The sequence below is a fragment of the Muribaculum sp. genome (genome assembly GCF_029051885.1).
In the GTDB taxonomy this organism is placed as follows: domain Bacteria; phylum Bacteroidota; class Bacteroidia; order Bacteroidales; family Muribaculaceae; genus Muribaculum.
On the sequence record NZ_JAIDKI010000181.1, the window covers coordinates 1 to 11,278 of the forward strand.

Here is an 11,278-nt window from a genome sequence, read left to right on the forward strand (position 1 = left end):
AAATGTTGCCAATGTAGCTCAGGGGTAGAGCACTTCCTTGGTAAGGAAGAGGTCGCGGGTTCAAATCCCGCCATCGGCTCACTACTGTAGCCTCGGATATGCAACGCATGTTCGTGGTTGCTTTGTTAAAAGGAAAATATTATCATCAAAATAACAATAGTTATGGCTAAAGAAAAATTCGAAAGAACCAAACCGCATGTCAACATCGGTACTATCGGCCACGTTGACCACGGCAAAACTACTCTGACCGCTGCCATCACTACCGTGCTGGCCAAGAAGGGTCTCTCTGAAGTTAAGTCGTTCGATCAGATCGACAATGCTCCCGAGGAAAAGGAGCGCGGTATTACAATCAACACCGCTCACGTAGAGTATGAGACTGCCAACCGTCACTACGCTCACGTAGACTGCCCGGGACACGCCGACTATGTAAAGAACATGGTTACCGGTGCTGCTCAGATGGACGGTGCTATCATCGTAGTTGCCGCAACCGACGGTCCTATGCCCCAGACCCGCGAGCACATCCTTCTCGCCCGTCAGGTGAACGTTCCCCGTATCGTTGTATTCCTGAACAAGTGCGACATGGTCGACGACGAAGAGATGTTCGACCTCGTTGAGATGGAAATGCGTGACCTTCTTTCGTCTTACGACTACGACGGCGACAACACTCCTATCATCCGTGGCTCTGCCCTCGGCGCTCTCAACGGTGAGCCCCAGTGGGAAGAGAAGGTTATGGAGCTCATGGCTGCTGTTGACGAATGGATTCCCCTGCCTCCCCGCGATATCGACAAACCCTTCCTTATGCCTGTTGAGGACGTATTCTCAATCACCGGTCGTGGTACTGTTGCCACCGGTCGTATCGAGACAGGTATCGTTAAGGTTGGTGATGAAGTTCAGATCATGGGTCTTGGCGCTGACCTCAAGTCGGTTGTTACCGGTGTTGAGATGTTCCGCAAGCTCCTCGATCAGGGCGAAGCCGGCGACAACGTTGGTCTCCTCCTCCGCGGTATCGACAAGAAAGATATCAAGCGTGGTATGGTTATCTGCCACCCGGGCGTAGTTAAGCCTCACGACGAATTCAAGGCTTCTGTCTACATCCTGAAGAAAGAAGAGGGCGGCCGTCACACTCCGTTCCACAACCACTACCGTCCCCAGTTCTACATCCGTACACTCGACGTGACCGGTGAAATCACCCTTCCCGAAGGTGTTGAGATGGTAATGCCTGGTGACCACGTAGAAATCATCGTGAAGCTCATCAACCCCGTTGCTTGCGACAAGGGTCTCCGCTTCGCAATCCGTGAAGGTGGCCGCACCGTTGGTTCCGGTCAGATCACCGAGATTATTGAATAATCATTCCCCATTACTATAACGGCGTATCCGCGTCGATGATGACGCGGATACGCAACCTACGGGACTAGCTCAGTTGGTAGAGCACCGGTCTCCAAAACCGGGTGTCGGGAGTTCGAGTCTCTCGTCCCGTGCCAAAAATTGAGAAATGAAAAATTTTAAACTACTTACAGACCTTCAGGAGTCTTATGCCGAACTTCGGTATAAGACCTCTTGGCCTACTAAGGTCCAGCTAATCAAGAGCAGCTGTATCGTGCTGATTGCTTCCATCATAATAGCACTGATTATCTTGATTTTCGACCAGATTATTGATCATTTCATGCACTTCATTTACGGACTTGCGTAGTAAATCATGGCTGAATTGAAAAAGGAATGGTACGTGCTTCGTGCCATATCAGGAAAAGAAGCTAAAGTCAAGGAGCTTCTTGATGCACAGATCAAGAATACCAATCTTGGCAACTACGTATCTCAGGTGTTGATTCCCTCCGAGAAAATCGTGACTACCCGCAATGGAAAGCGTGTCGTAAAAGAGCGCAACCTCTATTCGGGCTACGTATTCATCGAGGCAACTCTTACCGGAGAAGTGATTCATGAACTCAGCAACACCACCAACGTAATCGACTTCCTCCGCGGACGTTCGAAAGGCTCAGCGCCCGAGTCGCTCCGTCAGTCGGAAGTAATGCGTATGCTTGGTGCTGCCGATGAGATTAATGATGCCAATGAGGATGGCTTCAATGACTTCCTCGTAGGAGAGCATGTAAAGGTTACTGTCGGCCCCTTTGCCGGATTTACCGGTGAGATTGTAGATCTCGATTCCGAGAAACGCAAACTCAAGGTAGAGGTAAAGATTTTCGGTCGTCGTACACCACTTGAGCTGGAAGCGTCACAAGTAGAGCGTGAGTTGGCCAAATAATGCGGTTACGAGCATTGTTTGCGTCAATATAGCGCATGTTTATACAACACCATCAAATTTGTAAAAAAATGGCTAAAGAAATTGCTGGACAGATCAAATTGCAGATTAAAGGTGGGGCAGCAAATCCTTCACCGCCAGTAGGTCCCGCTCTGGGTTCTAAGGGCATCAACATCATGGAGTTTTGCAAGCAATTCAACGCCCGCACCCAGGACAAGGCTGGAAAGGTTCTTCCGGTTGTCATCACATACTACACCGACAAATCGTTTGATTTTGTAGTTAAGACTCCCCCCGTTGCCATCCAGCTCCTCGAGGCTGCCAAGGTTAAGAGCGGTTCTGCCGAGCCTAACCGTAAGAAGGTTGCCGAAATCACCTGGGAGCAGGTTAAGGCTATTGCTGAAGACAAAATGCCCGACCTCAACTGCTTCACTGTCGAATCCGCAATGCGCATGGTCGCCGGCACTGCTCGAAGCATGGGTATCACCGTAAAGGGAGCATTCCCGGAAAATAACTAATAACTTCAATTGACATGGCAAAACTTACTAAAAACCAAAAGTTAGCTTTAGCGAAGATTGAAGCAGGGAAGGCTTATTCACTCCTCGAAGCCGCCGATAAGGTAAAGGAGACAAACTACGCTAAGTTTGACGCCTCGCTTGATATCGACGTACGTCTGGGTGTTGATCCCCGTAAGGCTAACCAAATGGTACGCGGCGTTGTCACTCTGCCTCACGGCACTGGTAAGAAGACTACCGTGCTCGTACTTTGCAACCCCGATGCCGAGACTGCAGCCAAGGCTGCCGGTGCCGACTATGTGGGTCTTGACGAGTATATCGACAAAATCAAAGGTGGCTGGACCGATGTTGACGTAATCATCACTCAGCCCGCCATCATGGGTAAAATCGGTGCCCTCGGCCGTATCCTCGGTCCCCGTGGCCTCATGCCGAACCCCAAGAGCGGCACCGTTACCAACGATGTTGCCAAAGCTGTCGAAGAGGTAAAGAAAGGTAAGATCGACTTCAAGGTTGACAAGAACGGTATTGTTCACTCTTCTATCGGCAAGGTGAGCTTCACCCCCGAGCAGATGCGCGACAATGCACGCGAGTTCATCAACACTCTGATCAAGCTCAAGCCCGCTACCGCTAAAGGCACCTATATTAAGAGCATTTATCTTTCAAGCACCATGAGTCCCGGCATCAAGGTTGACTCCAAGTCAGTGGATGCCTAACCCATTAAAGACGATTCACAATGAAGAAGGAAGATAAAGCAATTATTATAGAAAAGATTGCAGACACCATCAAACAGTACAGCTGCTTCTATCTGGTAGAGACTGCCGGTCTCAATGCAGAAAAGACATCTGACCTGCGCCGTGCCTGCAACAAGGCCGACATCAAGCTCCTTGTTGTCAAGAACACTCTTCTCCACAAGGCTCTCGAGTCGCTCGACCAGGACTATTCTGAAATCTACCCCGCTCTCAAGGAAGCTACATCCATCATGTTCTCTAATGTTGGAAATGCTCCCGCGAAGCTCATCAAAGATGTCCTCAAGAAAGATAAAGACGCCAAGCTCCCCTTGCTTAAGGCTGCCTATGTAGAGGAAACCGTCTACCTTGGCGCTGATCAGCTTGACACGCTGGCTGCAATCAAGAGCAAGAACGAACTCATCGCCGATGTTGTCGCTCTGCTCCAGTCTCCGGCCAAGAATGTGGTATCCGCTCTTACTTCGGGTGGCACCAAGCTCCACGGCATCCTTGAAACTCTCTCCAACAAAGAATAATCAATACCCAATTCGAACAAACAAAAAAATCATACTAAAATGGCAGATTTAAAAGCTTTTGCAGAACAATTAGTTAACCTCTCAGTAAAAGAAGTAAACGAACTTGCTCAGATTCTCAAGGAAGAGTATGGCATCGAACCCGCAGCTGCTGCTGTTGCTGTTGCCGCTCCCGCTGCCGGTGGTGCTGCTGCCGCTGAGGAGAAGACCTCTTTCGACGTAGTACTCAAGAGCGCTGGTGCCAGCAAGCTCGCCGTTGTTAAGCTCGTTAAGGAGCTCACAGGTCTCGGCCTCAAGGAAGCTAAGGAACTCGTTGACGGCGCTCCCGGCGTTGTTAAGGAAGGTCTCTCTAAGGCTGACGCCGAGGGTCTCAAGAAGCAGCTCGAAGAGGCTGGCGCTGAAGTTGAACTTAAATAATTTTACCTGTCATCAGGTAACCGGGTTAAGAATCATACTATATGATTCTTAACCTTTTTGTGCTATATTTTAAGTACACTTCACCTGAAGTATCGTGTCGGGATGCCACAGACTATGACCGGATATGTACCGGCATCCTGATCGATTCCGCTGCGATACTTCTCTTAACCATTTCTCTAAATGTCTGTTACCGCAACTAAACCCCGTATCAATTTCACATCGGTAAAGAATCCTCTTCCTTACCCTGATTTCCTGGAGGTGCAGCTTAAATCGTTTCAGGACTTCCTGCAACTCGACACTCCCCCGGAAAAGCGCAAAAATGAGGGTCTATATAAAGTTTTTGCCGAGAATTTCCCCATCGTGGATACCCGCAACAACTATGTGCTGGAATTTCTCGATTACTATATCGATCCGCCCAGATACACCATTGCTGAGTGTCTGGAACGCGGCCTGACCTACTCCGTACCCCTCAAAGCCAAGCTAAAACTATACTGTACCGACCCAGATCACGAGGATTTTGAGCCCAAGATCCAGGACGTTTATCTCGGCCCGATTCCCTATATGACCGCACAGGGTACATTTGTGATCAACGGTGCCGAACGCGTTGTGGTATCGCAGCTCCACCGTTCGCCCGGCGTGTTCTTCGGTCAGAGCACCCACGCCAACGGTACAAAACTCTACTCGGCTCGTATCATCCCGTTCCGTGGCAGTTGGATTGAGTTTGCCACCGACATCAACAACGTGATGTACGCCTACATCGACCGCAAGAAGAAGCTCCCCGTAACAACACTTCTGCGTGCCATAGGTCTTGAGAGCGATAAAGACATTATTGAGATTTTTGGCCTCGCCGAAGAGATTAAGGTCAACAAGACCAACCTCAAGAAGGCAATCGGCCGCAAGCTGGCAGCCCGCGTCGTAAAGAAGTGGGTAGAAGACTTCGTCGACGAAGACACCGGCGAAATCAGCTCAATCGAGCGTACCGAAGTAGTTGTAGAGCGCGAGTCAGTGCTGGAGGACGAGATGATACAGGATATCATCGACGCCGGCGCACAGACTGTACTCCTGCACAAAGAGGATGCTTCGGCCAGCGACTACTCCATCATATTCAACACTCTCCAGAAAGATACCTCCAACTCTGAAAAGGAGGCCATACAATATATATACCGCCAGCTGCGCAATGCAGAGGCTCCCGACGATGCTTCGGCCCGCGAGGTAATAACCAACCTCTTCTTCTCCGAAAAGCGCTACGACCTCGGAGAGGTAGGACGCTACCGCATCAACAAGAAACTCGGCCTGGGCACATCGATGGACGTGAAAGTACTCACCAAAGAGGACATCATCGCCATCATCAAGTACCTGATCGAGCTTATCAACTCAAAGACCGATGTCGATGATATCGACCACCTCAGCAACCGCCGTGTACGCACCGTAGGCGAACAGCTCTACAACCAGTTCGGCGTTGGTCTCGCCCGTATGTCGCGTACTATCCGCGAACGTATGAACGTGCGCGACAACGAGGACTTCACTCCCATCGATCTCATCAACGCCAAGACCATATCATCGGTAATCAACACATTCTTCGGCACCAACGCGCTGTCGCAGTTCATGGACCAGACCAACCCTCTGGCCGAGATTACCCACAAACGCCGTATGTCGGCCCTCGGACCCGGCGGTCTGTCGCGCGAGCGTGCAGGCTTCGAGGTACGAGACGTACACTATACCCACTACGGCCGTCTCTGTCCTATCGAGACCCCTGAAGGCCCCAACATCGGTCTGATATCTTCGCTCTGCGTTTACGCCAAAATCAACGACCTCGGCTTCATCGAAACCCCCTACCGCGAGGTTAAGGACAGCAAGGTCAACGTAAACAACGACGAGGTAGTATACCTCACCGCCGAAATGGAGGAAGGCAAGATTATTGCCCAGGGCAACGCCCCGATTACCACCGCCGGCGACTTCGAGCGCGAGCGTGTCAAAGCCCGTCAGGATGCTGACTTCCCTATCGTCGCACCTTCCGAGGTCGACCTCATGGACGTGTCACCGACACAGATTGCATCCATCGCAGCATCGCTCATCCCCTTCCTCGAGCATGACGACGCCAACCGCGCGCTCATGGGTTCAAACATGATGCGCCAGGCCGTGCCTCTGCTCCGCAGCGAGGCCCCCATCGTGGGCACCGGCCTGGAAGGACAGCTCATCCGCGACTCACGCACACAGATTATGGCCGAAGGCAACGGTGTGATTGAGTTTGTCGATGCAAAGACAATCCGCATCCGCTACGACCGCACTGAGGACGAAGAGTTTGTGGCATTCGAGGATGCCGTGAAAGAATACACCATCCCCAAATTCCGCAAGACCAACCAGAGCACCACAATCGACCTGCGCCCGATATGCACAAAAGGCCAGCGCGTAGTGCCCGGTCAGATTCTCACCGAAGGATATTCAACCGAAAACGGCGAACTCGCCCTCGGACGCAACCTCAAAGTGGCATTCATGCCCTGGAAAGGCTACAACTATGAGGACGCCATCGTGCTCAACGAGCGTATGGTACGCGAGGACATCCTTACATCAGTCCACGTCGACGAATACTCCCTCGAAGTGCGCGAGACCAAGCGCGGTATGGAAGAGCTCACCTCCGACATACCCAACGTAAGCGAGGATGCCACCAAAGACCTTGACGAGCGCGGTATCATCCGTGTGGGCGCACACGTGGCCCCCGGCGATATCATGATCGGCAAGATTACCCCCAAGGGCGAGTCGGATCCCACTCCTGAGGAAAAACTCCTCCGCGCGATTTTCGGCGACAAAGCCGGCGACGTGAAGGATGCCTCACTCAAAGCCACTCCATCGCTCAAGGGTGTCGTTATCGGCACAAACCTGTTCCAGCGTGCCACAAAGAAGAAATCAAAGAGCGCAAACGCCCAGCTCCCCAAGCTCGACGAAGAGTATGAGAAGCGCCAGGCCGAGCTCCGCGACGTACTCGTAAACAAGCTCCTCATCCTCACCGAAGGCAAGACATCCAACGGTGTAAAGGACTTCCTCGGAGCCGACATCGTGGCAAAAGGAGCCAAATTCACAGCCGGTGCTCTCAAGGATATCAACTACGACACCGTAAACCTCTCGAAATGGACTGCCGACGCTCATAAGAACGACCTCATCCGCGCTACCATTTCCAACTATATCCGCAAGTCGAAAGAAATCGACGCAGAACTCCGCCGCAGAAAATTCGACATATCAATCGGCGACGAACTCCCCTCAGGCATCATGCAGATGGCCAAGGTATACATCGCCAAGAAGCGCAAAATCAGCGTAGGCGACAAGATGGCCGGACGTCACGGTAACAAAGGTATCGTGTCGCGCATCGTTCGCCAGGAGGACATGCCATTCCTCGCCGACGGTACTCCGGTCGACATCTGCCTCAACCCGCTGGGTGTGCCCTCGCGTATGAACCTCGGACAGATTTTCGAGACCGTACTCGGATGGGCCGGACGCGAACTGGGCGAGATATTCGCCACCCCGATTTTCGACGGCGCATCGCTCGACGACCTCAACGACTGGACCGACAAGGCCGGCATACCCCGCTACGGTAAGACATACCTCTATGACGGCGGCACCGGCGAACGCTTCGACCAGCCTGCTACAGTAGGCGTCATCTACATGCTCAAGCTCGGCCACATGGTCGAAGACAAGATGCACGCACGTAGTATCGGTCCGTACTCGCTCATCACCCAGCAGCCTCTCGGCGGTAAGGCGCAGTTCGGCGGACAGCGTTTCGGAGAGATGGAGGTGTGGGCGCTCGAGGCATTCGGCGCATCACACATCCTGCAGGAAATTCTGACTATCAAGTCGGACGACGTGAACGGACGCTCCAAAGCCTACGAGTCAATCGTCAAAGGCGATCCCATGCCCACCCCCGGCATCCCCGAGTCGCTCAACGTGCTTCTCCACGAATTGCGCGGCCTCGGTCTGAGCATCAACTTAGAGCAGTAATCTTTATAAGAAAGGTAAATATATAATGGCTTTTAGAAAAGACAACAAGACAAAGACCGGTTTCTCCAAAATCTCCATCGGGCTCGCTTCGCCCGAGGAGATTCTCGAGAAGTCGAGCGGCGAGGTCCTCAAGCCTGAAACCATCAACTACCGCACATACAAGCCCGAACGCGACGGCCTCTTCTGCGAGAAGATTTTCGGCCCCGTGAAGGACTACGAGTGCCATTGCGGAAAGTACAAACGCATCCGCTACAAAGGCATCGTCTGCGACCGATGCGGTGTAATGGTGACAGAAAAGAAGGTACGCCGCGAGCGCATGGGCCACATCAAGCTGGTAGTGCCCGTGGCTCACATCTGGTATTTCCGCTCTTTGCCTAACAAGATAGGATACCTGCTTGGACTTCCCTCCAAGAAGCTCGACGCAGTTATCTACTACGAGCGCTACGTCGTGATACAGCCGGGCGCAGCCGAAGGTGTCGACAAGCTCGACCTCCTCACCGAGGAAGAATACTTCGACATCATCGACCGTCTGCCCGAAGGCAACGACCGCCTCGAGGACACCGACCCCAACAAGTTCATCGCCAAGATGGGCGCCGAGGCTGTCTACGACCTTCTCACACGTCTCGACCTCGACTCTCTCTCCTACGAACTGCGCCACCGTGCCAACACCGACGGCTCTCAGCAGCGCAAGACCGAGGCCCTCAAGCGCCTCCAGATTGTAGAGTCGTTCCGCGCTTCACGCCACCGCAACAAGCCCGAGTGGATGGTTCTCCAGGCTGTGCCTGTAATCCCGCCAGAACTCCGCCCCCTCGTTCCCCTCGACGGCGGACGCTTCGCAACATCCGACCTCAACGACCTATACCGTCGCGTAATCATACGTAACAACCGTCTGAAGCGCCTTATCGAAATCAAGGCTCCCGAGGTGATTCTCCGCAACGAGAAGCGTATGCTCCAGGAGGCCGTCGACTCTCTGCTCGACAACTCGCGCAAGTCATCGGCTGTGAAGACCGACGCCAACCGTCCCCTCAAGTCGCTCTCCGACTCGCTCAAAGGCAAGCAGGGCCGCTTCCGTCAGAACCTTCTCGGTAAGCGTGTCGACTACTCCGCACGTTCGGTTATCGTCGTTGGCCCCGAGCTCAAGATGCACGAATGCGGCCTGCCCAAAAACATGGCCGCCGAGCTCTACAAGCCTTTCGTAATCCGCAAGCTCATCGAGCGCGGCATCGTCAAGACCGTAAAATCGGCCAAGAAGATTGTCGACCGCAAGGAACCCGTAGTATGGGACATCCTCGAACACGTAATGAAAGGCCACCCCGTGCTCCTCAACCGTGCCCCGACACTTCACCGTCTCGGTATCCAGGCATTCCAGCCCAAGATGATTGAAGGCAAGGCTATCCAGCTCCACCCCCTCGCATGTACGGCATTCAACGCCGACTTCGACGGTGACCAGATGGCCGTGCACCTCCCCCTCGGCAACGAGGCCGTGCTCGAAGCCCAGATGCTCATGCTCGGTGCACACAACATTCTCAACCCCGCCAACGGCGCTCCTATTACCGTGCCTTCTCAGGACATGGTACTCGGACTCTACTATATCACCAAGCTCCGCCCCGGAGCCCAGGGTGAAGGCCACAAGTTCTACGGTCCCGAAGAGGCACTCATCGCCTACAACGAAGGCCGCATATCGCTCCACGCACCCATTTCGGTTGTTGTAGACGATATCGACGAACAGGGCAACCCCATCCAGCACCTTGTCGACAACACCTCCGTAGGCCGCGTCATCTTCAACCAGAGCGTACCCAAGGAGATCGGCTATGTCAACAAGATTATCTCCAAGAAGTCGCTCCGCGACATCATCGGCGATGTAATCAGCACATGCGGTGTGACACGTTCAGCCCAGTTCCTCGACGACATCAAGAACCTCGGCTACTACATGGCATTCCGCGGCGGTCTGTCGTTCAACCTCGGCGACGTGCTCATTCCACCGGAAAAAGAGCAGCTCGTGGCCGAAGGAAACGAGCAGGTGCAGGAAGTCCTCAACAACTACGCAATGGGCTTCATCACCAACAACGAGCGCTACAACCAGATTATCGATATCTGGACACACGTCAACTCTCGTCTTACCGACATCCTCATGAAGCAGATGACAGCCGCCAACCAGGGCTTCAACTCTGTATTCATGATGCTCGACTCAGGCGCCCGTGGTTCTAAGGACCAGATTCGTCAGCTCGCCGGTATGCGTGGTCTTATGGCCAAGCCCCAGAAAGCCGGTGCAGAAGGCGGACAGATTATCGAGAACCCGATTCTTGCCAACTTCAAGGAGGGTCTGTCAGTGCTCGAGTACTTCATCTCCACCCACGGTGCCCGAAAGGGTCTTGCCGACACCGCCCTCAAGACCGCCGACGCCGGTTATCTTACCCGCCGTCTGGTCGACGTGGCCCACGACGTGATTATCCACGAAGAGGACTGCGGCACACTGCGCGGTCTCGTATGCAAGGAGATTAAGAACAACGAAGAGGTTGTGGCATCGCTCGGCGAGCGTATCCTCGGCCGCGTGTCCGTACACGACGTGTTCGACCCCATCTCAGGAGAGCTCATCGTGGCCTCAGGCGACGAAATCGACGACATTGCAGCCAAGCGCATCAACGAATCTCCCATCGAATCTGTTGAAATCCGCTCGGTACTCACCTGCGAGTCCAAGAAGGGCGTATGTGCCAAGTGCTACGGACGCGACCTCTCCAAGAACCGTCTCGTGCAGAAAGGCGAGGCTGTCGGAGTCATCGCGGCACAGTCAATCGGCGAGCCCGGTACACAGCTTACCCTCCGTACATTCCACGTCGGTGGTGTGGC

Annotated in this window: 9 protein-coding genes and 2 tRNA genes; all 11 read left to right on the top strand. The window is 53.4% G+C overall.

What is annotated here, in order from left to right; genetic code table 11:
• Positions 1–7: 7 nt before the first annotated feature.
• Positions 8–79: transfer RNA gene (locus K2I50_RS07770), tRNA-Thr, on the top strand.
• 83 nt (positions 80–162) lie between these two features.
• Entirely contained in the window at positions 163–1,347 is a 1,185-nt protein-coding gene (gene tuf / locus K2I50_RS07775; protein ID WP_068961376.1) for an elongation factor Tu, read from the top strand.
• Positions 1,348–1,405: 58 nt separating this feature from the next.
• Positions 1,406–1,481, top strand: a tRNA-Trp gene (locus K2I50_RS07780).
• Between the two features lie 11 nt (positions 1,482–1,492).
• Complete coding sequence (gene secE / locus K2I50_RS07785) at positions 1,493–1,690, top strand: preprotein translocase subunit SecE (RefSeq protein ID WP_301025776.1); 198 nt, start codon at positions 1,493–1,495, stop codon at positions 1,688–1,690.
• A gap of 6 nt (positions 1,691–1,696) precedes the next feature.
• A complete protein-coding gene (gene nusG, locus K2I50_RS07790; RefSeq protein WP_301025777.1) occupies positions 1,697–2,257 on the top strand; it encodes a transcription termination/antitermination protein NusG in 561 nt (186 codons plus the stop codon).
• A 68-nt stretch (positions 2,258–2,325) separates the two neighbouring features.
• Positions 2,326–2,769, top strand: a complete 444-nt coding sequence (gene rplK, locus K2I50_RS07795; protein WP_068961379.1) for a 50S ribosomal protein L11 — start codon at positions 2,326–2,328, stop codon at positions 2,767–2,769.
• Positions 2,770–2,783: 14 nt separating this feature from the next.
• On the top strand, positions 2,784–3,479 hold the full coding sequence (gene rplA, locus K2I50_RS07800) for a 50S ribosomal protein L1 (RefSeq protein ID WP_068961380.1): 696 nt from the start codon (positions 2,784–2,786) through the stop codon (positions 3,477–3,479).
• A gap of 20 nt (positions 3,480–3,499) precedes the next feature.
• Positions 3,500–4,027 (top strand): 50S ribosomal protein L10, encoded by a 528-nt coding sequence (gene rplJ, locus K2I50_RS07805; RefSeq protein ID WP_068961381.1) that lies wholly within the window; start codon positions 3,500–3,502, stop codon positions 4,025–4,027.
• 39 nt (positions 4,028–4,066) lie between these two features.
• Complete coding sequence (gene rplL / locus K2I50_RS07810) at positions 4,067–4,441, top strand: 50S ribosomal protein L7/L12 (protein WP_068961382.1); 375 nt, start codon at positions 4,067–4,069, stop codon at positions 4,439–4,441.
• Positions 4,442–4,621: 180 nt separating this feature from the next.
• Positions 4,622–8,431, top strand: coding sequence for a DNA-directed RNA polymerase subunit beta (gene rpoB / locus K2I50_RS07815; protein ID WP_301025778.1), 3,810 nt, complete (start codon positions 4,622–4,624; stop codon positions 8,429–8,431).
• Positions 8,432–8,456: 25 nt separating this feature from the next.
• A partial coding sequence (gene rpoC, locus K2I50_RS07820; protein ID WP_301025779.1) for a DNA-directed RNA polymerase subunit beta' occupies positions 8,457–11,278 on the top strand: 2,822 nt, incomplete at its 3' end.

Coding starts and splice junctions, on each gene's coding strand:
- rplL (WP_068961382.1), top strand. CDS start 4,067: ATGGCAGATTTAAAAGCTTTTGCAGAACAATTAGTTAACCTCTCAGTA.
- secE (WP_301025776.1), top strand. CDS start 1,493: ATGAAAAATTTTAAACTACTTACAGACCTTCAGGAGTCTTATGCCGAA.
- rplA (WP_068961380.1), top strand. CDS start 2,784: ATGGCAAAACTTACTAAAAACCAAAAGTTAGCTTTAGCGAAGATTGAA.
- rpoB (WP_301025778.1), top strand. CDS start 4,622: ATGTCTGTTACCGCAACTAAACCCCGTATCAATTTCACATCGGTAAAG.
- rplK (WP_068961379.1), top strand. CDS start 2,326: ATGGCTAAAGAAATTGCTGGACAGATCAAATTGCAGATTAAAGGTGGG.
- tuf (WP_068961376.1), top strand. CDS start 163: ATGGCTAAAGAAAAATTCGAAAGAACCAAACCGCATGTCAACATCGGT.
- nusG (WP_301025777.1), top strand. CDS start 1,697: ATGGCTGAATTGAAAAAGGAATGGTACGTGCTTCGTGCCATATCAGGA.
- rplJ (WP_068961381.1), top strand. CDS start 3,500: ATGAAGAAGGAAGATAAAGCAATTATTATAGAAAAGATTGCAGACACC.